Annotated in this window: 19 protein-coding genes; 7 read left to right on the top strand and 12 right to left on the bottom strand. The window is 40.9% G+C overall.

All coding sequences use genetic code 11. The features are described 5' to 3' along the window. Positions 1 to 9: 9 nt before the first annotated feature. The 4 genes from uhpC to M1F05_RS13170 form a co-directional block, all read right to left on the bottom strand. Positions 10 to 1,329, bottom strand: a complete 1,320-nt coding sequence (gene uhpC / locus M1F05_RS13185) for an MFS transporter family glucose-6-phosphate receptor UhpC (protein WP_206082489.1) — start codon at positions 1,327 to 1,329, stop codon at positions 10 to 12. A gap of 106 nt (positions 1,330 to 1,435) precedes the next feature. Further along, the gene (locus M1F05_RS13180; protein ID WP_206082488.1) at positions 1,436 to 2,962 is read right to left on the bottom strand and encodes an MASE1 domain-containing protein; all 1,527 of its coding nucleotides are present in this window, start codon (positions 2,960 to 2,962) and stop codon (positions 1,436 to 1,438) included. A 4-nt stretch (positions 2,963 to 2,966) separates the two neighbouring features. After that, positions 2,967 to 3,596 carry a response regulator transcription factor gene (locus tag M1F05_RS13175; protein ID WP_206082487.1) on the bottom strand — a complete coding sequence of 210 codons (630 nt, stop codon included), beginning with the start codon at positions 3,594 to 3,596 and terminating at the stop codon, positions 2,967 to 2,969. Positions 3,597 to 3,776: 180 nt separating this feature from the next. Continuing rightward, positions 3,777 to 4,808 (bottom strand): methyltransferase, encoded by a 1,032-nt coding sequence (locus M1F05_RS13170; protein WP_206082486.1) that lies wholly within the window; start codon positions 4,806 to 4,808, stop codon positions 3,777 to 3,779. Between the two features lie 1,043 nt (positions 4,809 to 5,851). Between M1F05_RS13170 and M1F05_RS13165 the strand changes: the two genes are divergently transcribed. The 5 genes from M1F05_RS13165 to glnB all read left to right on the top strand — a co-directional run bounded on the left by M1F05_RS13165 (position 5,852) and on the right by glnB (position 11,497). After that, positions 5,852 to 7,291, top strand: coding sequence for a sensor histidine kinase (locus tag M1F05_RS13165; RefSeq protein ID WP_206082485.1), 1,440 nt, complete (start codon positions 5,852 to 5,854; stop codon positions 7,289 to 7,291). Continuing rightward, positions 7,291 to 8,109, top strand: a complete 819-nt coding sequence (qseG, locus tag M1F05_RS13160) for a two-component system QseEF-associated lipoprotein QseG (RefSeq protein WP_206082484.1) — start codon at positions 7,291 to 7,293, stop codon at positions 8,107 to 8,109. The genes M1F05_RS13165 and qseG overlap by 1 nt, the downstream gene beginning before the upstream one ends. After that, complete coding sequence (gene glrR / locus M1F05_RS13155) at positions 8,109 to 9,449, top strand: two-component system response regulator GlrR (RefSeq protein ID WP_206082483.1); 1,341 nt, start codon at positions 8,109 to 8,111, stop codon at positions 9,447 to 9,449. The genes qseG and glrR overlap by 1 nt, the downstream gene beginning before the upstream one ends. Before the next feature lie 74 nt (positions 9,450 to 9,523). Continuing rightward, positions 9,524 to 11,146, top strand: a complete 1,623-nt coding sequence (locus tag M1F05_RS13150; protein WP_206082482.1) for an NAD+ synthase — start codon at positions 9,524 to 9,526, stop codon at positions 11,144 to 11,146. 12 nt (positions 11,147 to 11,158) lie between these two features. Continuing rightward, positions 11,159 to 11,497: a nitrogen regulatory protein P-II gene (gene glnB, locus M1F05_RS13145; protein ID WP_004912721.1), complete on the top strand. Its 339-nt coding sequence runs from the start codon at positions 11,159 to 11,161 to the stop codon at positions 11,495 to 11,497. A 183-nt stretch (positions 11,498 to 11,680) separates the two neighbouring features. Here the strand turns inward: glnB and hmpA are convergent, their stop codons facing one another. Then, entirely contained in the window at positions 11,681 to 12,880 is a 1,200-nt protein-coding gene (gene hmpA, locus M1F05_RS13140; RefSeq protein WP_206082481.1) for an NO-inducible flavohemoprotein, read from the bottom strand. A 462-nt stretch (positions 12,881 to 13,342) separates the two neighbouring features. Here hmpA and glyA point away from each other — a divergent pair, with 462 nt between their 5' ends. Both glyA and M1F05_RS13130 read left to right on the top strand, forming a co-directional pair. Beyond that, on the top strand, positions 13,343 to 14,596 hold the full coding sequence (gene glyA, locus M1F05_RS13135) for a serine hydroxymethyltransferase (protein ID WP_206082480.1): 1,254 nt from the start codon (positions 13,343 to 13,345) through the stop codon (positions 14,594 to 14,596). A gap of 79 nt (positions 14,597 to 14,675) precedes the next feature. After that, positions 14,676 to 15,827 (top strand): 3-phenylpropionate MFS transporter, encoded by a 1,152-nt coding sequence (locus tag M1F05_RS13130; protein ID WP_206082479.1) that lies wholly within the window; start codon positions 14,676 to 14,678, stop codon positions 15,825 to 15,827. A 42-nt stretch (positions 15,828 to 15,869) separates the two neighbouring features. Here the strand turns inward: M1F05_RS13130 and M1F05_RS13125 are convergent, their stop codons facing one another. From M1F05_RS13125 to M1F05_RS13095, 7 genes are all read right to left on the bottom strand, one after another. Continuing rightward, positions 15,870 to 16,562 (bottom strand): molecular chaperone, encoded by a 693-nt coding sequence (locus tag M1F05_RS13125; protein ID WP_206082478.1) that lies wholly within the window; start codon positions 16,560 to 16,562, stop codon positions 15,870 to 15,872. A gap of 13 nt (positions 16,563 to 16,575) precedes the next feature. Continuing rightward, a complete protein-coding gene (locus tag M1F05_RS13120; RefSeq protein ID WP_206082477.1) occupies positions 16,576 to 17,655 on the bottom strand; it encodes a fimbrial protein in 1,080 nt (359 codons plus the stop codon). Positions 17,656 to 17,666: 11 nt separating this feature from the next. After that, a complete protein-coding gene (locus M1F05_RS13115; protein WP_206082476.1) occupies positions 17,667 to 20,177 on the bottom strand; it encodes a fimbria/pilus outer membrane usher protein in 2,511 nt (836 codons plus the stop codon). Positions 20,178 to 20,191: 14 nt separating this feature from the next. Further along, a complete protein-coding gene (locus M1F05_RS13110) occupies positions 20,192 to 20,881 on the bottom strand; it encodes a molecular chaperone (protein WP_306803698.1) in 690 nt (229 codons plus the stop codon). 50 nt (positions 20,882 to 20,931) lie between these two features. Then, positions 20,932 to 21,525: a fimbrial protein gene (locus M1F05_RS13105; RefSeq protein WP_206082474.1), complete on the bottom strand. Its 594-nt coding sequence runs from the start codon at positions 21,523 to 21,525 to the stop codon at positions 20,932 to 20,934. Positions 21,526 to 21,984: 459 nt separating this feature from the next. Continuing rightward, the gene (locus tag M1F05_RS13100) at positions 21,985 to 23,262 is read right to left on the bottom strand and encodes a TRAP transporter large permease (RefSeq protein WP_206082473.1); all 1,278 of its coding nucleotides are present in this window, start codon (positions 23,260 to 23,262) and stop codon (positions 21,985 to 21,987) included. After that, entirely contained in the window at positions 23,253 to 23,732 is a 480-nt protein-coding gene (locus M1F05_RS13095; RefSeq protein WP_206082472.1) for a TRAP transporter small permease, read from the bottom strand. The genes M1F05_RS13100 and M1F05_RS13095 overlap by 10 nt, the downstream gene beginning before the upstream one ends. Positions 23,733 to 23,768 lie beyond the last annotated feature (36 nt).

Raw genomic sequence — 23,768 nt, 5'->3', positions numbered from 1 at the left:
TATCAGATTTTAATTATCAGAGGGTGAAACAGATCCTGCCATGTGCTCTCGTTTGCTGACATTCGCAATCAAAAGCGGCATAAGCAGTAGCCCCATCAAGGCAGCTGCACTGGCTAGTAAGGTAAACATCCCTGACCAACCGTAATGTGCGATGACTTGAGAGAGCGGCCACCCTGCAATTGCAGCCCCTAGATAGGCATACAACCCAAGGTAACCCGTTACCGCGCCCGCTGCTTTTTTATGACAATATTCTGTTGCAGCGAGACCGATTAACATTTGTGGTCCAAAAACAAAAAAGCCGATAGCAAAAAAACACACTGCGAGTAAAGCGTAATGATGAATAGGGGTAAGCCACAAAGCACTGACTGAGATACACAACCCCAATGAAAACAGCAAAATCATTGGTGCCCGCTGCCCGCGAAACAAAATATCAGAGCCCCATCCTGAGCACAGTGCGCCAAGTAGCCCACCTAATTCAAATAACGACAATGTTGCGTTGGCACTGAGTAAATTGGTGCCGTGTGTTTCTGTTAACCAGAGATTTCCCCAGTCGTTTATCGCCATACGAATGAGATAAACCAAAATATAGGAGAAACCTAATAACCAAATCATGCGGTTGAAAACAATCGCGTCTTTTAAAATCACCCACATTGGCATCGGGGGGGATAAACGCTCTTGGCGTAGCTCCAGCACATCTTGGCGCCATTGCCCAACACTGGGTAGTTGCTCTTCTTGTGGTGTTCCTCGCAGCTGGCGACATAACCAAAGCCCAACCCCCACACCAATCAACCCTGGCACTATCAATGCCATTTGCCAACTATATTGCGTTGCTAACAGCGCAGTGAGCAAAGGCAACAGCATGCCGCCGAGATTGATGGAGATATTCCACAACCCCCACCAGAAACCACGTTCATTACGTGAGTACCAGTGAGTGAGAATTCGTGCACAAGGTGGCCATCCCCAACCTTGGAAAAATCCGTTTAGCGTCCATACCAACAAAAGGGCAGGGAACGATAAACAATAGGCAAAAATGATATTCAGTAGCCCCGTCATCACAAGACCTGCACCCATAAACCAGCGGTAGCCTGTGATATCGTGGAAAATACCCGATAAAAACTTGGAAATGCCATAAGTCAGGTAAAATGCCGTGGCAATCCAGCCAATATCACTTTTGTCGAGCAGCAATTCGCTCTGCATGACAGGCATGACAAAATTGAAGCTTTTTCGCGTCAGATAAAAGGTGGCATAACCCACTATCATGAATAACATCAGTCGGCGGCGCCAAAAGCGATAAGTGCTATCCAAATCCAATGTATGTTGACCTGTCATGATGGTATTTCTCGTGTTTGGCAAAATGTAATCAAGTTTTTAACAAAAGGGATGAGAGAAGGTATTAGAGGACTAGGAATAATTCCTATTTTTGTGATGTTTTATCTTAAAATGTGGGCAAGTTAACAATTATTTGCGTACCGTTTTGTGTGGTGAGAGTCCAATCTCCCCCTAAAGCTCTAACGCGTTCTTCAATACCGCGTAAACCAAAGCCACTCGTGCGTTTGCTAAAGGGAATACCCACTCCATTATCATCAACAACAAGCTGGATCGAGTCACCTATTTGCGCTAGTGAAATGTGGATTTGTGTGGCTTTCGCGTGTTTGCTGATATTGTTAAGTAATTCCTGAACAAGGCGGTACAACGTAAATAGAACGGTTTCATTGACGGGGGTTTCTTGTAGCGCATAGCGAAAATGGCATTGAATATTATTTTCAGGAAAGGAAAATTCTGCGATTAAATGGGTGAGCGCATTCTCGAGGGACATCTCATCCAATACAGGCGGACGCAATTGGCGCAACAGTTGCCGAGTCGATTGGTGAATTTGCTGAGCAAGCTCATTAATTTGGCTTGCCGCTTGGTGGCTTAATGAGTCTGGCGCTGTTTTCTTGACTAACATGGATTGAATCTGAATGGCGGTAATATTTTGCCCAATTTCATCATGCAATTCACGGGCGATGGCTTTTTTGATATCTTCTTCAGTATGAACTAATTGGCGCATCAGATCACGTCGTGCTTTTAGCTCTTGTTCTAAGCGTTGTCGATAACGTTGTAGGTTATTGGCGAGCTGTTTTTGGCGGCTAATGGCAATCCCCAGCCCAATACCGATTAAGGCTTGAGTGCTGAGAAACATTTCCAGTTCTTCTAAGTCTGCAAAAGCACCGTGAAATTGCCGCGCAAAAGTAATAATTAAACTGCCTAATAATGCGGAAAGCACCCCTCCTTGCCAACCATAGCGGTAAGCCATAAACACATTTGGAATAAACACCAGTAAAACAATCAAACGTTCGATTTCAGGTGCGAAAAAGACTTGGGCACTTAATCCCACCACACAAAATAAAAAACACCAAACAATCAAAGAAGTACGTAATTGTTTGTCGGGAGTTCCATAGTCAAGCAACATTTGGTAGTGCTGCTCATGCAGGTATTCATAGATAAGGTAAACAAATGGGGAGAGTAATATCCCCCCAGTGAATGTCGTTAAAAAGAGTTGGCTAATGGAATAGGATGATAGCCAGCCAAACAGCAATGCATGAAGCACACTGTTTGCAGCGACACCAGCTAGCAACAATAATAAACGTTGCCAATATAAAGTATAGCGCCACCAAATATCTTGAATAACAAAAGCCACACCAAGGCTTAATAGTGGAGATAGCAGTAAAATCGGTTGGAAAAGCAGTTGCTCCCCAGATAACCAAAAATTCAAAATACCTTCGCTAAGTAGCAAAGTAGGCCAATAGCGCCGCCACAGGATGATCATTAAAGCAAGGCGCAGCCCTTGCGGTAAAAATAAGGTTGCTTGAAAGCTGTTTTCACTTAAATAAAAACCAATGATCCACAACCCAATCCACAGCAATGAGTAGGTAAAGAGTAGAAAAATAGATTGAAGTGTTAAACGTAGGTTTTTACTCATGCCATTAAGACCTTGAAATAAGGTTGTGCTCTAGTGCGTAGTGTACGAGGTCAATGGTGTTTTCGCATTGCAATTTACCGAGCACATTAGCGCGATGGACATGCACTGTTTTATGGCTAAGCTCGAGTTGTTCTGCAATCACTTTAACGCTGAGGCCTGCTACGAGTAAATCAAAAATCTCCCGCTCCCGAGGCGTTAATTCTTGCATCCCTTGATGTTGTTGCGGCGAATGGCGTAGCGCTCGCATGGCGTCTGCGCATAAATAGCATCCCCCTTGGTGAACAGAACGTACCGCTTGTACCAGCTCTTCTGGCCCGCAGCGTTTGGTTAAATAAGCGCTGGCCCCTGCGTCTAAGGCGCTTTGTACAAAAGCAGGGGTATCGTAAATACTGAGAATAATGGTTTTGAAGTCTGGCTTTTTTTGGCGAAGTCGTGATAACAACTGCAAACCATTTTCATCTGGCATGGAGATATCCATAATAGCGACATCAATCTCTAAATTAAGAAGCTTTGGCAATGCTTCTTGGGCGCTAGCATACTGTCCGACAACGGAAATATCGGGTTCTAGGGTCAGCAACTGTGCGAAACCAGAGCGCACAACGACGTGGTCATCAACTAAGGCGATTTTTATCATGTTGTTATATTCTGTGATGAATAGGGTATTGAGAAATCTTATATCAAGATGAGAAAGGATAAGCTAGGAAGAAGGTTGAGAATTCTGAAGTGTATCAGAAATGTCGGTGGTTTTATTCAATGAATAAAATGCCTACCTATCACTTGTACCCTAAGGTCGGCATTCATTGGTTTAATCAAATTATATAGGTATAGCTTCAAGAATATGAATATGACAATGGGTATCGATTATTCTGTTAAGTTTAAGATCCGCATTGCTTAATAATGTCTCAAACTCACTGATAGTATGTTCGCCACCTTCGGGTGAAAGGCTTAAACAAATTAAGTCTATATCGTTACCAATATTTACTTTGTTATCATCAGCGACGATGCAATCAATGAGCAAGAGTTTTGATGTTGTTTTCATCGCACGGCGAATGGTTTTTAAAATATTAATTACACTGTCTTCTGACCAGTCATGAGTAATGTATTTGAGTAAATAAATATCAGCTTCAGGGCATTTTTCGAAGAATGAACCGGGGTAGGTGGTCCAGCGCGAATCGTCACCGAGTAGAGGTAATATTGTTTGTTTTAATACATGAGGCTGATCAAATAGAATGCCTTTAGTGGTGGGGTTTCTTTTTAATACCTCAAAAAGTAATGCTCCTAAGCCTCCAGCAATATCTGCAATCACAATATTTTCTGGGAATTGATATGCATTAATAACGTATTCATTTTCAATGCGTGACATAGATGACATGCCGACATCAAAGTTGTCAGGTAAGTGAACATTTTTCTGCCAGTATTCAAAGAATGTCCCTCCAAACATATTTTTAAATACAGGTTTGCCAAGAATAATTTCATCAAGATTATGTATAGGCATCCAGAAAGTCTTATCTGTTAGCATGAGTATCGCTTGACGTAATGAATAAGGATGGTCAGGAAGTAAAAACTCAGCTTCGGGGGTTAAGGCAAAGTGCAAATCATCCTGTATTTTAAAAATACCTTGAGTTGTTAATATACGTAGTGTTTTATGGATAACTTTTGGTTTGCCATTAATAATTTCTGCTAACTCTTGTGACGTTTTAGGCCCATCTTTTAAATATTCTGCAATGTTTAATTTGACTGCTGCCCGTAATGCTGCTTGAAACATGTAACCCGTCACTTTTTCAATGACTCGGACGGCAATGTCAATATTTTCTGCTTTGTTTGAAGTTTCTGAAGTAGGATTCATACAATCTCCAATTATTAATTTCAAAGTGAGAACATGCATCGATTATCAATATTAAGTATTGTTTAAATTTTTTAAAGTGTAAAGGTGAATGGTTAGTGAATTGCTTTATTTGAATTTAATTGATTAACCTAGTGTATTATTTTGGTTTTTATCTTTTTTTTATTGTGAATTTTAAGGTTTAGGTGGGAAATGTTTTTTGTGAAACTATAAATATTATTAATTATTTCTTGGTGAAAAGATAAAATAAGCAGCGTAGAGTTAGCGTTTTTTCCTCGTTGTCTAAAATTAGCGACAATATCCCATATGCACTGTCGCCAAAAGGAGACATTTATCTCTATGATAAATAAAGTTTTTATAAATTGAGCTTTTGAGTGTCTTAAATTAGCGACAAACTGAAGGTTCGGATAAACCGTTTCAGCGTATTCAGAAAGAGTTAAAAGAAGTAATAAATTTAATTTGCTTATTTTTTAATGGGTTAGATATTTACTTGAAAAGTTGGCATGAGTTGTGCATAATAATATGCAGTTGCTCATTCAATTCATTATGTCGGTCCAAAAATAGTTGGGAACATACCACATAAAGCCAGAATGACGCCAAAGTAAGGTGCCTACCGTCCAACAGCACAGATACTCGCCTTCGGGCCTTATCAAACACAGGGCGACACGTGGAGTGAGGCACCACCTATATGATTATCTTTAATGTAAAGACATAATCCTATACAAGCAGTAAATCATCGCTGGCGGAGTTAAGGTCGATCCTTATCTCCGCCTTCCTATGTCTGTTATACTTCGAACCACAACGTCGTTACCCGCGCTCAGCTGCAATCCGAATTATTTAGAGGATATTAATAAATACTCTAAAATATTCCCTCTTAGGGTATACCTCACTGAAAATACTCATTTTTATACAAAAATTGGCACGTTCATTGCAGCGGCTCAGTCATAGTTAGTCTGATTTTTATGCTATGGAACTCAGAACCCGAATTCACCTTTTCGCACGGGAGAGAGTTCTGCTACCATTGAAATACGTTTAATGGGTATGAGATGAATGTATTGAGCAAATGGCGTTTTTTCCCGCGTTCCTTGCGCCAACTGGTTGTGATGGCATTTTGGCTCGTCTTGTTGCCTTTATTAGTTTTGGCATATCAAGCGTATCAAAGCTTAGAACAACTGAGTAACCAAGCCGCAAATATCAATAAAACTACTTTACTGGATGCTAGGCGCAGTGAGGTAATGAGCAGTCTCGCATTGGAAATGGAGCGAAGCTATCGTCAATATTGCGTATTACAAGATGCAGCTTTGCAAACCCAATACCAAAAACAATTTGCCGATTATGAACAAATGTTTGAAAGGCAAAAAACCATTTTGCCTCAAACATCTGACACCTCAAAGCTCACTGCAACATTAACACAACTTAAAATAGTGGCATGTGAAAATAATGAGCCTACCGCGAAAGTCACTCAAGCCTTGGAGCAATTTTCAGCAGAAAATACCGCACTTGTACAGGAAACTCGCGATGTGATTTTTAGCCGTGGGGAACAGTTGCAAAAAGCAATTGCAAATAAAGGGCAATTATTCGGTTGGCAAAGTTTGATCTTGTTCTTACTCAGTGCACTATTAGTGACTTTATTTACTCGAATGATTATTGGGCCAGTGAAAGTCATTGAGCGAATGATCAATCGCCTTGGTACTGGCCGAACTCTAGCCAGTAACATTGAACGCTTTAAAGGACCAAGAGAGCTTCGTACAATCGCTCAGCGTATTATTTGGCTAAGTGAGCGCTTGGCTTGGCTTGAGTCTCAACGACATGAGTTTCTACGTCATATTTCCCATGAGTTAAAAACACCACTCGCCAGTATGCGAGAAGGCACCGAATTACTTGCTGATGAAGTCGCAGGGCCATTAACTGACTCTCAAAGGGAGGTTGTTGAAATTCTTGATCATAGCAGTAAGCATCTTCAGCAACTTATTGAGCAGTTACTCGATTATAATCGTAAATTGGTTGATGACCCACCAGAAGCCCAATTAGTTGACCTAAATAAATTGATTGAAGATATTGTTAATGCACATAATTTACCTGCTAGAGCCAAAAATATTAAAACGGAAGTCCGTTTAAAAGTCGAAAGCTGTTTAGCGGAACCCACTTTACTTGGGCGAGTTATTGATAATATCTACTCCAATGCGGTGCACTATGGTGGCGAATCAGGTAATATTTGGATCACGAGTCGTCAAACAGGCAATAAACTGCTGATTGAAGTTGCAAATACAGGTACGCCAATTCCCGAATCTGAGCAAAGCATGATTTTTGAGCCTTTTTATCAAGGGTCCTTGCAAAGAAAAGGTGCGGTGAAAGGGAGTGGGTTGGGGTTAAGTATTGCACAAGATTGTATAAAACAAATGGGCGGAGAACTCTCACTAGTCCCATATAAATCAGCAGATGTCTGTTTTAGAATTGAACTGCCTCTAACAGCAGAGAATGAATAATGGTCAATCGGTCTACAGATTTTTTGGCAATGCTTTATCGTAAAGCACTGCCAAATAAACTTAATCAAATAAGCCCATTCGTGATGAGACGAACAGGGGTCAGCTTTGGGGCGGTATTCTTTACCCTTATCCTAAGCGGGTGCGTAGCAAAAAATGGTCAATCGCCACTGGAAACGCTGGCACAAGTGGTTGTGCCTGAAGTGAAAGTGACTGATTATCGTTATGCATCATGCGATACGATTTGGGAAAATGACCAGCCTGCTGCTCGTGAAAATGCGCTATTTTGGTTGCGTATGATGGATTGTGCAGATCGCACAGAAACTTCACAAGCACGTGAAAATGCAAGCAAAATAGAGGTTACAAATTGGTCAGATGCATTTCAACAAAATATACTGTTAAATTCAGCTGACCCAACGATTGCCGAGCGGCGAAAAATGCTCGACAGCATTAATACATATAGCCTCAGTTTTCCAACTGCGGTACGCCCTTTATTACAGTTATGGCGTGAGCAACAAGTGCAAATTATTAACCTTTCAGATGCAGGTGCGCGCTATAAACGCTTACAGCAAGAAATGGATACTAAGCTTGATCGCTTAAAAGAAGACAACGCTAAGTTAGCTTTTGAACTGAACACAACATCGCGCAAACTCGAAAACTTAACAGACATTGAGCGTCAACTTTCCTCACGGAAAAAAAGCACTAATGAAACGGAAAAAGAAGTCGAAAGCGTTGTTGAAGGCGATAAAGAAACCTCATCTGACGCAGCAAAACCCGCAGAGCCTCCTGTAGAACAACCTTCATCGGAGAACGCGAAATAATGACAAACCGTAAGTCGGCAAGTTTACTGCTCGTTGATGACGACCCTAGCTTACTTAAGTTACTTGGGATGCGGTTAAGCAGTGAAGGGTTCAAAGTGACCACTGCGGAAAGTGGCCCTGAAGCACTTAAAATCTTACAGAAAGAAAAGTTAGATTTGGTGATAAGTGACTTACGCATGGATGAGATGGACGGAATGGCGCTGTTTGATGAAATTCAAAAAGCGCATCCTAATATGCCAGTTATCATCTTAACGGCACACGGTTCAATCCCTGATGCCGTTGCTGCGACACAACGTGGCGTGTTCAGCTTTTTAACGAAACCTGTTGATAAAGATGCTTTATATAAAGCTATTGATGAAGCACTTGCTTTATCTTCTTCACCGATGAGTGATGAAGAGTGGAGTTCGGGGATAGTCACCCGCAGCCCTTTAATGATACGTCTTCTTGAACAAGCCCATATGGTGGCACAATCAGACGTTAGTGTACTGATTAACGGCCAAAGTGGAACGGGTAAAGAAGTGTTAGCGCAGGCCATTCATAAAGCAAGTCCGCGCGCCCGTAAACCCTTTATTGCTATCAATTGTGGCGCATTGCCAGAACAACTTTTAGAATCTGAACTATTTGGTCATGCAAAAGGTGCCTTTACGGGGGCAGTGAGTAACCGCGAGGGGCTGTTTTTTGCCGCAAGTGGTGGCACACTGTTTCTTGATGAAATTGGCGATATGCCAATGCCCTTGCAGGTAAAACTATTGCGGGTGTTACAAGAACGCAAAGTTCGCCCATTAGGGAGCAATCGCGACTTAGACATCGATGTGCGTATTTTATCTGCAACACACCGTAATTTACCCAAAGCGATGGAAAAAAATGAGTTTCGTGAAGATCTCTATTATCGCCTGAATGTGGTTAATTTACGTATTCCTGCATTAAATGAACGTGCAGAAGATATTCCATTATTAGCAAATCATTTATTGAGAGAATCTGCGTCTCGGCATAAGCCCTTTGTTCGCAGTTTTTCAAGTGATGCGATGAAATGCCTGATGACAGCAACTTGGCCAGGTAATGTACGCCAGTTGGTTAACGTGATTGAACAATGTGTAGCGTTAACAACATCTCCTGTTATTAGTGAAGCCCTTGTTAGCCAGGCGTTACAAGGTGAAAATACTGCCTTGCCAACCTTTGTTGAAGCACGTAATCAATTTGAATTGAATTATTTACGCAAGTTATTGCAGATGACGAAAGGCAATGTCACACAAGCCGCACGCATGGCTGGACGAAATCGCACAGAATTTTATAAATTACTTGGCCGCCACGATTTGGAAGCTAATGACTTTAAAGAATAATTAACTATTATTCACCTATATAATCTACGTGGACAAGGTAAACCGTATTCACGCTTCGGGAGAAGAAACACGTTATGAGCCGTAAGCTTAATATTTCACTCGCACAACTTAACTGGTTAGTCGGTGACATCGAAGGTAATTGCGATCGCATGTTACAAGTCGTGAGTGAACAAGCCTCACAAACCGATATTGTGATGTTTTCAGAACTGTCTCTGACGGGCTACCCGCCTGAGGATTTAATTTTCCGTGCAGATTTTGAAGACAGATGTGAAGCTCAGCTTGAACGTTTGCAAAAGGCGAGTGCAGAAACGGCAATTATTGTCGGCCACCCTTGCTATGAAGGGGACGAAATTTTCAATGCACTTTCTTTCTTCTATCAAGGGAAATTGCATGCTCGCTATTTTAAACAAGAACTACCAAACTACGGTGTTTTTGATGAACCGCGCTATTTCAGCGCAGCTGAAAAAACCTGCGTGGTAGAATTCAAAGGCTATCAATTAGGTTTATTGATTTGTGAAGACATTTGGTATGACGAGCCTGTTGATGCGGTGAAAGGTGCTGGAGCCGAGTTATTACTAACTATCAATGCATCACCGTATGATATTCACAAGGAACATATCCGTAGCGACTTACTGGTTGACCATTGCCAACGCACTCACATGCCTATCGTTTACCTCAACCAAGTGGGTGGACAAGACGAGTTGGTATTTGATGGTGGCTCGAAAGTCATTGCAAATAAAGGCAAACAAACCTTTAAATTACCCGAATTCAAAGAACAAGTTGTTACGGTACAATTTGATGAGCTGGAATTGGTAAGTGAAGGTAGTGTGTTTATTGAAAATGATCCTGTCGCGCAGGTATATCAAGCCTTAGTGATGTCGACTCGCGATTATATCAATAAAAACGGTTTCAATGGTGCAATCCTTGGGTTATCTGGAGGGATCGACTCTGGTTTAACAGTGGCTATCGCGGTAGATGCTATCGGTAAAGAACGTGTGCAAGCGGTGATGATGCCGTTCCGTTATACCTCAGAAATGAGCATTCATGATGCCAAAGAACAAGCTGAGTTGTTAGGTGTGGAATTTGATATTGTCTCTATCGAACCGATGTTTGATTCATTCATGGCGCAATTAAGTCCAATGTTTGAAGGAACTGCGGTTGATACCACCGAAGAAAACTTACAAGCTCGCTGCCGTGCTGTTATTTTAATGGCGATGTCCAATAAACGCCGCCGTTTAGTCCTGACGACCAGTAATAAGAGTGAGTCTGCAGTGGGTTACTCAACACTGTATGGTGATATGGCTGGCGGCTTTGATGTGTTAAAAGATGTGCCAAAAACATTGGTTTTTGAACTGGCAAAATATCGCAATACACTTTCACCCGCTATTCCACAGCGTGTGATTGATAGGCCGCCATCTGCAGAACTGGCTCCAGGGCAGTTAGACCAAGATAGCTTGCCGCCTTACGATATATTAGATGCTATCTTAGAAGGTTATGTTGAAAAAGACTTATCCGTGAATGACCTTATCAAGCTAGGTTTTGATAAAGAAGTTGTCCGTAAAGTGGTGCGCTTGGTTGATCTGAATGAATATAAACGCCGACAAGCACCTGTTGGGCCGCGTATTACCATGCGGAATTTTGGTAAAGACCGCCGTTATCCGATCACCTCAGGTTTTGGCCGTAAAAATTGGTCATAACAGGAACTATTTATGAAAAAAATTGATGCAATTATAAAGCCATTTAAACTTGATGATGTACGTGAAGCACTGGCGGAAGTCGGGATCACAGGGATGACGGTTACGGAAGTGAAAGGGTTTGGTCGTCAAAAAGGGCACACCGAACTGTATCGTGGTGCGGAATATATGGTGGACTTTTTACCGAAAGTCAAAATTGAAATAGTTGTCCCTGACGATATTGTAGAAAACTGCGTTGAAACTATTATGCAAACAGCGCAAACAGGTAAAATTGGTGACGGTAAAATCTTCGTTTATGATGTTGCACGTGTGATCCGTATTCGTACGGGTGAGCAAGATGAGGAAGCAATTTAACTTTAGGGTTAAAAGGCGGTAACGGTAAATACACAGGAATGGGATTAGAACAGTGTATTTTTTATGCGGCCCGTTACCGCTAAGCTGTGAAAAAACTTCAAACACCAAGCCATTAGAACAGTTTCTTTTGGCTGATACGTTTCAGGAAATGCTCTTCTAAACCGAAGAGCATTTTTTTATCTATTAATTCAGGGACAGCACTTTATGTGGGCCAAAGCACTCATAATGGATAGCATCGGCATCAACACCCATCGAAATTAATTGTTGACCCACATGTTGCATAAAGCCTACTGGACCACAGAAATAGAATTGCATATTCGGTTGGTCAATCCATTCACGTACTTTTTGTAAATCCATTAATCCTTCATATTGGTAATCAAAGCCGAGGCGGTCATTGCCTCGAGGCTGGTTAAACCAAATGGCAGAATGCCCCATTTTTTGTTTGGCCATCAATTGCTGAATTTCGTGGTTAAACGCATGAACAGCTCCATTTTCAGCCGCATGTAGCCAGTTGATCGTTGCTTCATGGCCTTGTTGCGTCAGGTGGTTTAGCATGCTTAACATTGGCGTCAGGCCAACGCCTGCTGAGATGAGTGTGACGGGCGTTTGGTTATCAACATCGATAAAGAAATCACCACATGGTGGTGCTAAATAAATACTATCCCCTTCATTGATGTGCTGATGCAAGAAATTAGACACAGCGCCTTGGTCTTCGCGTTTTACTGCGATACGGTAACTTTGGCCATTAGGTGCTGTCGTTAAGGAGTATTGGCGGATCTCTTGGTTCTCGAATCCATCATGATTAATATAAATTGTGATGTATTGACCTGGGCGATAGCCTGCGACGGGTTTTCCATCAACAGGGACGAACTCAAAGCTAGTAATAACATCGCTTTGTGGTTGTTTTTGTTTCAGTTTAAATTCGCGTAAACCTTCCCAACCCCCATTTTTATCGGCATTTTCTTGGTAAATTGAGGCTTCACGACCAATAAAGATATCGGCTAATACCCCGTAGGCTTTGCCCCATGCATCAAGCACTTCTTGACCAGGATTGAGGAGCTCATCAATGGCAGCCAGTAGGTTTTCGCCGACGATAGGGTAATGTTCAGGTTTAATATTTAAACTAACGTGTTTTTGCGCAATCTTTTCAACGGCAGAAATTAATGCTTCAGGGGTTTCAATATGCACAGCATAAGCGCAGATTGCATTAAATAATGCTTCACGTTGCGCACCATTAGCTTGGTGAGTCATATTGAAAATATCTTTTAATTCAGGATGTTGATTGAACATTCTGTCATAGAAATGTGCGGTAAGTTTTGGTCCAGTGGCTGCGATAGCAGGAATGGTTGATTTAACGATAGCGATAGTTTGGCTGTCTAACATACAGGTGCTCCTGAATTTTTTTCATGTTCTCTGTTAGGAAGAGTTTGGCATTTTTTCTGAACCATCCAAAAATATAGCACTTAATTTTCAGTGGGATAGCTGAATTTTGTGCCGAAAATCTTCACTTTTATGAGAGACATAAAGTTTATTTATAAACATGTATTTTAAATGCAACTTATAATATTTAAGGGTATCTGTAAAGATGCAAATAGATAAAATAGGGCAAAAATAGGCACATAATGAGAAGGGACTCGCAATACTAGATATTCCTCCGTCAAAATTTAAAATTTGAGCTATTTTATAATGAGGCTGAAAGTGGTAAATGACGTGAAAAAAATTAATGCAATCGTTTGCGTATATTTTTTCTTTAGGGCTATCTCAAGAACGAAAAAGAGTTTACACTGTGTGCTATTGCGATGAATTGATTGTCAACCTATTGAATTGCTGAGGCAGGAGAAGCGAATGTTAAAGCGTGAAATGAATATTGCAGACTATGATCCAAAATTATGGGAAGCAATGGAGCAAGAAGTACAACGTCAAGAAGAACACATTGAATTAATTGCTTCTGAAAACTATACCAGTCCACGAGTCATGCAGGCTCAAGGTTCTCAGCTAACCAATAAATATGCAGAAGGGTATCCAGGCAAACGCTATTACGGCGGTTGTGAGTATGTTGATGTCGTTGAGCAATTAGCGATTGACCGCGCAAAAGAATTATTTGGTGCAGACTATGCAAACGTGCAGCCACACTCTGGTTCACAAGCGAATGCGGCAGTTTACATGGCATTGCTACAACCAGGTGATACTGTGCTGGGTATGAATTTGGCGCACGGCGGCCACTTAACTCACGGTTCCCCAGTTAACTTCTCTGGTAAATTGTACAATATCGTTCCTTATGGCATCGATGAAAGCGGTAAGATTGACTACGACGATATCAAAGCGCAAGCTGAAAAACATAAACCAAAAATGATTATCGGTGGTTTCTCTGCGTATTCAGGCGTGGTTGATTGGGCTAAAATGCGTGAAATCGCAGATGCTATCAATGCTTACTTATTCGTTGATATGGCACACGTTGCGGGTCTGATTGCGGCAGGTGTTTATCCAAACCCAGTTCCACATGCTCACGTTGTGACAACCACAACTCACAAAACATTAGCGGGTCCTCGTGGTGGTTTGATCCTCGCGAAAGGCGGCGACGAAGAGCTGTACAAAAAAATCAACTCAGCCGTATTCCCTGGTTCGCAAGGCGGTCCTTTAATGCATGTTATTGCAGGTAAAGCCGTAGCACTTAAAGAAGCCATGGAACCTGAGTTCAAAGTCTACCAACAACAAGTTGCGAAAAATGCGAAAGCAATGGTCGATGTTTTCCAACAACGCGGCTATAAAGTTGTTTCTGGTGGAACTGAAAACCACCTGTTCTTAGTTGATTTAGTTGACAAAAATATCACGGGTAAAGATGCTGATGCTGCATTAGGTCGTGCGAATATCACCGTAAACAAAAACAGTGTACCAAACGATCCGAAGAGCCCATTTGTCACTTCAGGTGTGCGTATTGGTTCTCCAGCAATTACGCGTCGTGGCTTTAAAGAAGCTGAAGCGCGCGAGCTAGCGGGCTGGATGTGTGATATTCTAGACAACCTCAATGACGAAGCGACCATTGAGAGCGTGAAACAAAAAGTATTAGCAATCTGCAAAAAATACCCAGTTTACGCATAATATAACGACTTTTAGTTACCTAAACCCGCTTCTACTGTTAAGTATGAGCGGGTTTTTTGCATTGAAAAATGGAGGGATGATGGTCATTCCATCAACGCGCTGGCTAGCAATTGATTATTTTACCTACTTTTTTGCATACAGTATTTTTTTGCCGTTTTGGTCTGTTTGGCTACAGGGTGAGGGCATTGATGCCGAAATGATCGGTGTTTTGCTTGGTGTAGGCCTTGCGGCTCGTTTTCTTGGGGCGATGTTTATCACACCATTAGTTAAAGAGCCGTCAAAATTAATTACTGCATTGCGGTTGTTGGCTGCATCATCCTTAATTTTTTCCATTGGCTTTGCTTTTGGTTCCCATTGGGCATGGCTGCTTTTTGTGATGATTGGTTTTAACTTATTTTTCGCTCCAATGGTTCCATTAGGGGATTCATTGGCAGGAACATGGCAGAAACAATTTACGTTTGATTATGGCAAAATCCGTGTTTGGGGCTCGATAGCCTTTATTATTGGTTCTTCATTAATGGGTTATCTAGCTGGGGTTTGGGGCCATAAATCAATTATGGTTGCTTTGATTATCAGCTGCTTAGCTTTATTGTTGGGGGCGATGTTGAGGCCTACAATAATGCCTGCGGGGGCGGCAAAAGCAGATAATGGTAATAAAGTTACTTTTAAACAACTGATTGCTGATAAAAATGTGGTCAGATTTCTGATTTGCGTGACTTTATTGCAAGGTGCTCACGCAGCTTACTATGGTTTTGCCTCGCTGTTCTGGAAGGAAGCGGGATATTCAGACTTAGTGATTGGTAACTTATGGTCATTGGGTGTTGTCGCAGAAGTTATCGTCTTTATGCTGAGTCACCGTTTATTTAGGCGCTGGAGTGCACGTAACTTACTGTTGTTATCCGCATTCTGTGGAATAATCCGTTGGGGAATGATGGGGGCATTTACCGCATTACCTATGCTTATTATCGTGCAAATTTTACACAGTGGAACGTTCACTGTTTGTCATCTTGCGGCAATGCGTTTTATCAGCGCGCGTAAAGAAAATGAAATTATCCCATTACAGGGTGTCTATTCGGCACTGGCGACGGGTGGTGGTCTAGCGGTATTAACAATTATTGTCGGTTATATTTATGAGCGTGTTCCTGCTCATCATGGCGTGGTCTTTTATTTGATGGCGCTACTTGCTGTACCTGCGTTATTTATTCGCCCTAAAGTGACTGCACAGTCATAATCTTCCCATCAAAGAGCTATAAATGCAGTGAAACACCTTCATTTATAGCTTGGTTTGATGCTCAATTTGCTGCCCAGTATCATCAATATAAACCACGGTAATATTTTCTCCATTAACCACTTTTTTCCCCGAGGGGATTGTCTGAGTCGAAAATGGTGCGATCATTAAACTTTTAGCAATAAGCTCATTGGCGTTATTTGCTGTGTAGATATTGGCAATGCTGAGAAAATAAGGTGTTGGGTTATTCACGGCTAATAGCCCGTTATCGGCATAAAATTTAGCGCTATCCAATAATGTATCTGGAAGGGGTAACAGCGAAATAGGGCGGTAAAACACTTTAATTCGAGTTTGGATGGCAAACTGGAGCGTATTCATACCCTGGGTGTTTTTAGGCTTGGGTGCGATATCCAAAACATTTAAATAATAAACAGACTCTCTATCCATGGGTAAGTTATTACCAAGAAAACGGATGCGGAGCTGAACGCCTTCATTAGCGGCTATTTTGTTGATAGGCGGCGTGACAATAAATGGCGCATTGGTTGTTTCGGGTGTCGAATTAATATTCCCTTCATCTATCCAACTTTGGATTAACGTCGGCTGTTCACTGTAATTAGTCATCTGAATGCTAACCATTTTTTTATCACTGGGAAAAATAACCCGAGTTCCTTGTAAAACAAGGCTTGCTTGTGTTTGTAAACTTATCAGTAATAAGGCAATTCCTCCTAAGTATTTCATCATCGCTCCTTTTTTAGTTGTAAGACATTACGACGGTTGCCGTACCAGATACCGCCCCTTGAGTGACAATATTGGGGTTATAGGGATAATAATAAGCCCCTAAATTGACGGAAAAGGATGGTGAAATGGGATTGCCTTTTGGGACGAAAAAAATACTTGTGGCGGTATTTTGTGCCGTTACACTGTCTGAAAGGAATAAAGGGGCGGTGAGGTTATCCGTTTTGACGAGCCGAAAACCGACACCTTTAGCACCTTGGGTTAGGGTATTGTTTATCGTGGTTTTATCATTTGCCAGTAAGCTACCGCTGGATAAAAACATAGACACATCGCGAGAAGCGGTGCTACCCGCGAGGAAATCTTGGCACGTGAAATTCAATGTGAATGGCGTGTAGCCTGCTCGAGTCACATTTTTGACAGTATTGATACTGACAGGCGGAAGCGAAACGACTAATCCTTGATTAGTAAAATTACAGGTTGTTAGGATTGGGTTATAGGTTAACTGCATCGGTTGGTAAAACATATCCTCAGCATGTGTTGGCCATTGCAGGGTTAACAGAAACGTGACTAAGTCTGAGAGAAGGCGCAGTAGCCAAGGGATAAGGCCTAATGCCGTTACATCCGTTGCCATCATTACTGGGCTGATTAACACACTGTTACCTGCAACTTCTTTATAATTATTTGCGGGTGGGCTGCTGAGTAATTTAAATTGAATCGTAAAATTTGTATCTAGATTAGAGGCGGGGTAGGTACCTGGGGGAATATTAGTCACGCTTGATTGACTAATACCGCTGACCGAGATAGAAACCACTTGTTTCCCACCATTAAAGCCAATCGCAACTGTTGATTGGCGAAATGGGCTATCAATGCCCACTGTATTTGATTGAAGTAGCCCTGGTGCTACACAGGTATACTGACCTGTGAATCCTGTTCGGGTTGATTTGTTCACGGTGGTTGATGTGCTTGTGAGTTCCGTGGATATATCAAAATTCAGTGGCGGTGCATTTTTTTCTCCCGCATTACTGCAACTGGCAGCAACATCATAGCTTGCGAGTAATAATGCGGGTAAGAGAAGTGCCAGTAGCGTCTTTTTCATCATAACGTCCTTTATCGACAAAAATTATGGTTTTTATCCATGGTATTAACGGGGTCTTTAATTACGCACTCTGATTTTTCCTTAGAATTGAGCTTGATGTACAAAATGGAAGGCCATTGATCGCTCTTAATGTAGATCACTCCAGATTGCCCCACATAACCAATATTTTGTTTTTGTTCATTATTTACCTCAGTACCAAATGGCAGACTTTCCCCATTGGCCAGTGAGGCTCTAAATATGTAAGTTTGACGCGTGTCTGTTTCGAGTTTGATATAATTCACGGCACCTTGATACGGGCTCACATTAGCCATATTGCCAAGGACTTCTGCGCCTGATGTTTTGTCAGTATCAGAAAGGGTATAGGTATTTGTTCGATAAGGTGTTGAATTCGCAACCAATACGACACCTTGCTGATTGGTGAGGGTGGTTTTATCTGAATTGACCATCATGTTATTAGCCAACGGCGCTTCGATAATGGTGTAGGTTTGGCCTGTTTCTCCTGAAAAAACGATATGTTCAGGAATGGCGACCACCGTTCCTCTGGCCCCTAAACCCGCTTGGCGGTAGTTATTGGCTTCAGTATATGAACCTGACAGGGTCGTCGATGGCAGTTGATAGCTGGCATTTGCCCCCACTAAATTATTCCCGCCACTTTGGTTGGTCGCTGTCACTGTGTAATTGACTTGATCATTTTTACCCGCAATGCCGCTAACGCTCAACGCTGTTTGTTGGTAATGTGAATCGGTAAAGTAACTGCCGAGATTAATATTGGCGCGTTTTTCAAACAAAGAGAATGGCACGCTGACATTCGCATACACCCGTGTTTCTTCTTTATTATCATAATTACGAATACGAGAAACCGATACACTGTAGGACACATCATTGTAGTTATTGGCATAGCCCGCTTGGTATTCACGGCTGCTGCCATGGGTATTCCAATAATCGCGATGGGTGCCAGAAACAAAGACCGAGCCGTAACCATCGGCGAGTTGTTGATTCAAATTCAACGTAAAGGTATTTTTTGCACGAGACCCGCGCAGGGCATCAAAATTGGTTAATGATAAGTCGGAAGGTGCATCATTCCCCAGTTGTTGGGAAAGGTCATCTTGATAAGATTTCCACGCGCGATAGTTATCTTGGGCGTAGATAGTATCCATAAAGCTATAATAACCGCTCGTTGAGTAACGGTAAGACGCCAACGTTAAATTGGTTGAGGTTGAATTAATGTATTTGCTGTAAGTCAGTCGGTAACTTTGCCCACTCTGAGAGCCAGCGTCTAGTTTTGCATTTGCGTGTGTCACATCAGCGGAAATAGCACCAAAACTGAAGTTCCAACCACTCCCCACAACGCCGGAATAATATTTCTCACTGAACAACATACCCGCATAGAGAGTGACGAGGTTATTCAGGCCGTAGTGTATTTCACCTTGTGTAAAATTAGGCTGGTAGTGTGTGCTTTCAATGTTTGTTTTTCCAGCAAGAAGGTTGTAGGTATAAATGCCTTCTTTAAGCATATCAGGAACCGCAGAATAGGGGACGGTGAAGGTTTCTTTGCGGCCATCCGCCTCTTGTACAACGACAAATAAATCCCCCCCGCCTGCGCTGGGTTGAAGGTCGTTAAAGGAGAACTCACCCGGTGGGACGTTTTCTTGGTAAACTAAGTTATTATTTTGATAGACGCTGACCAATGCGTTGGTCTGAGCCACGCCGCGAATGATAGGAACAAAATTTTGGCTCGAGTTGGGATACATCCCCATTTCGGTCGCCAGCGCAATCCCACGAATACGCAGGCTGTTAAATAGCGCCGCAGGGGTGTAAAAATCACCGATTTTAACCCCTGATTTTATTTGGCTAATGGGACGATAGGCATAACGCGTATTATTTTTCCATTTTGATGAACCATGGGAACTGTTGCGATAACTTGATTCATCCCTAAATTGCCACGCCCCTAAATTGACACCCGAATTGAGTGTTGCATAAAAATTATCGCTACTGGTTTTGGCATTTTTCTTTTCTTTATAGCTGTAATAATTTGTATTATAAGAAAAAATAATTGCAGGTTCACCGTAGTTCCATAAGCTTGGGTCGACATAGTTGGCCTCAGATTGTTTTAATGCCACTTGGGGCACCGTCATGTCGAGTCGTAATTCATTGATATTGAATTTGTAATGAACATTTGGCACTAAAGAATCAATAGGGATAACATCTTGCTGTTGAATTTTTTCAATCACACTTGGCGATAAGTTTAAATTTAACTTTTTAACATCGTTAGAGGAAAGGCTGATGACTTTACCGTCATGATCAATCTCAATTTCAAATTGGCCTTTCCAGTTATTATTTACATAAAGATCTGCTAGTTGTTTTCCTGAAGGAATTTTACTGTCCGTATAAAATCGTGAAATATCACCCTGTGCGGATTTACCGACTAATAGGGATGTCTCAAATTCATCTGCTACCGCGTTTTTGAGACAGCTTTGCAGTCCTAATAAAATTAGGAAATAGAGATAGTTTTCTTTTTTCACGATGATATCTTCTTTTAAAGTTTAATATTGTGAGATTTGAAAACGCCATAATCATCGACATAAACTAAAACAAGGTCACGATTTTTTAATACCTGTTTTAACGGAAACTCAAGAGAAGACATTGGAGATATCATTCCTGAATCAATCAGTGAGTTTTTTTTATCATTGGTTGTTGTCAATGCAGCAACCGTAAAGTGATATTGCGAGTTATTTTTTATTAATAGGGTGTTATTGTTTAATTGGTAATTAATTTTATTAATAACATCGTCAGGTGATTCGGTTAATTCCACAGGACGATAAAAAATTTTTATTCGAGATCGCGTGGCTAACTGAATCGTATTTTTACCTTTAGCGGTATCGGGTGTTTTAGGAATATCCAGTACATTTAAATAAAATACACTTTCAATATGGTTAGGTAGAGTTTTATCTATTTTTTTTATTTTAAGTTGCTGTCCTTGTGAGCCTTCTATTTTTACAATAGGTGGCGAGAGATAAAAGGGTGCATCTGAATTCTCAGGGGTCGAATTTTCATCTCCACTATCAATCCATGACTGAACAAGAGAAGCTGTTTTACTATTGTTTGATAATTGTACTGCCATACTCTCAGCATCTGAAGGATAGATAATTCGAGTTCCCGTAATAATGACATTGGCAAATAAATTATTGGAAAATAAAATAACGAATAATAGGAGTGCTTTTTTCATCATAATATCCCTGTAAAGCCAGGCTAATAAAAGCCTGGCTTAGACGCTATTTATAAGTAGGAAACAGTGTAAATGACGTTAGATTGCAAAGCACCAACTTGGGCTGCGGTTGTATTCGTTTTATAATAACTTGCAATAAGGTTTAATGTTGCACCTGTTGCTCCAGTTGTATTTGCTGCGGTTAGGGCAGTATCAAATGTTGTATTTAACGGGATAGCAACAGTTGGCGATGTGGTTTGTGACAAGCTAAAACCCACATTACGAGCAACCGTTGGGTCGTTTTCATTCACGGTGGTATTCACCAGATATAGACCAGAAGGCGAGATGTTACTGGAAGAAAAGTGCAGTTTTAACGTACCAGTAGGCGTACCCCCTCCAACTTGAGCACAATTCGAAAATGTTAATGCAAATGTCTTTTGGTTTTTGGTTATTACTGTATTTGCCGTTGTTCCAGCGTCAGTTGCAATAATTGGATCTAAGGCAATAGACATATCAGCACTATTACCACCATTAATAGTACAGGTAGTATCACTTATAGCGCCTGAGATTGAAATAATACCTCCAGGGCTGTTTGTTACTGCGAGTGCTGAACCTGATACAACAGATAAAGAAAGTAAAGACAGAGGTAGTATATATCTAGACATAGTTAACCCCATTAAGGTCAAGTAGAATAAAGTTATATAACTTTGAATGGCCGCCTGTTAATAATTAGCTGCCTTATTTCATGCTAGATATAGTTCTTATATTTTTCAAATATAAATTTAAAAAATAAAAAAATGAGATTGCCGTCTTTTGTATATTAATGAAAATAATGAAAATGTATTTTTAATTTTAGATTAAAAAATACACTCAATAAGTGTTTTTTATGAATATTAAGATATTAATGTGAATGTTTCAGATGTTTTTGTCATTAGCGTGATTGTTTTTTTAGGGAGTTAAGAGCTAAGTTTAAAATAAATTCACGAAATTTTTAAATAGTGTAATTGTGTTACTTTGAAATTAATAATTCTGATTGTTTTTATTTTAATTAATCTATAAAAATTATAAATGTAAAAAATGGTGGCTAGAATTATATCTAGCTACCATTTTAGAGGCGTTGTAAATTATAAACTAGGTAAAAATGTGGTGAAGAATGGCATGAATGTAACTAATAATAAAACCACAATTAAGGCAAAGAAGAGTGGCATAACTTCACGGATAAAGTCGGCAATGCGTACACCTGTAATTGAAGTTGCAACAAACATGACTGTGCCCATTGGTGGTGTTAAACAACCAATTGCGAGATTGAGTATCATGACGATCCCAAAGTGAATAGGGTCAATTCCCAATAGTTTAACAGTAGGCATTAATAATGGAACAAGTACAATAATGGCGGCATTCCCTTCAATAAACATCCCTAAAATTAATAAAACGGCATTAACAATCATTAAAAATACGTAAGGATTATCAGAGAAGCTCGTCATCATTCTGGCGACATCTTGTGCGACTTGCTCGTTAGTTAACACCCATGCTAAAGCAGAGCAAGTCATGATAATTAGCATAATACTTGCGGTTGAACGGGCAGTTTCTAAGAATGAAGCTGCAATATCTTTTAATTTCATTTCACGATAAAAGAACGTGCCAATAATGATGACGTATAATACTGCGATAGCACCCGCTTCGGTTGGGGTGAAAATGCCAAATCGAATGCCACCGATAATGACTAATACTAATAAAAAGGCAGACATTGCCCCTTTACCTGTTTGATAAACTTCAGCAAAAGTCGGTGCTTTATCACGAGCAGGTTTATAACCTCGTTTTTTAGCAATAAGATAAATTGCAACCATTAATGCGACACAACACATTAAGCCGGGAATAATGGCAGCCATAAACATTTTGCCAATAGAAACATCGGCAACAAAACCATAAATAATTAGGGCAATCCCTGGGGGGATAATTGGGGTAATAAGTGAGCCAGCCGCGGTCACTGCGGCAGAAAAGCTTTTTCCATAGCCTAATTTGGTCATTTCTGGCACTAACATTTTAGACAGCATAGCGCAGTCCGCAAGGTTAGATGCAGAAAGCCCGCCCATCATCGTGCTGAGCAAAACGTTTGATTGCGCCAAACCGCCAGGATAGTGGCCAGATAATGTGCCTGTAAACTTCAACATTCGGCTTGTTATTCCAGTGTAATTTAACAAGTTACCTAGCAAAATAAAAAATGGGATTGCGAGTAAAGTAACGTTCTCACCAGCACCAATAATACGCTGTACAGCGATGAGTGGCGAAATATCCCCAGCGGAAAAGAAATATGTTAATAACGCGATTAATACACTTAAGAAAATTGGAACATTAATTAAAAAACAAAAAATTAAGACAATACAGGCGATAACTACTGACATGGTTTATCCCCTTTAATCAGTTTGCTCATATCTTCCAATAAATGCTGAACGGAAAATAACACCATAATGGATGCACCAATAGGAACGGAGAGGTCGATGTAATAATAAGAAACGCCGATTATTGGAGTGATCTTATCTTCGGCGATTAGAGAGAGTTCATAGCCAAGGTAGCCAAAAATAGATAACGCAACGATGGCCATAATATGCGTTATTACAGCGATAGATAATTGTATTTTTTGAGGAAAAAGAGATGTAATTGCATCAATGCTAACATGCATCCTTTTTCCAGCAGCTGAAGCAGCGCCGATCATGACTAACCATATGTAGCAAATGATGAGAACCTCTTCACTCCACATTAGCGGGTCATTCAGCAGCCAGCGCATGAATACAGCAAGAATTGTGATAATGACAATCGCAGCGACAGCTAACGATGAAACAATATCACTTAGTTTCCCTAGAAATTTAAACATAAAAGATCCTTGCGAAAGTCATAAATAACCATTTAT

It is taken from the genome of Providencia sp. PROV252, assembly GCF_033676005.1.
In the GTDB taxonomy this organism is placed as follows: Bacteria; Pseudomonadota; Gammaproteobacteria; order Enterobacterales; family Enterobacteriaceae; genus Providencia; species Providencia vermicola.
This window is presented reverse-complemented; position numbering and strand designations above follow the sequence as displayed.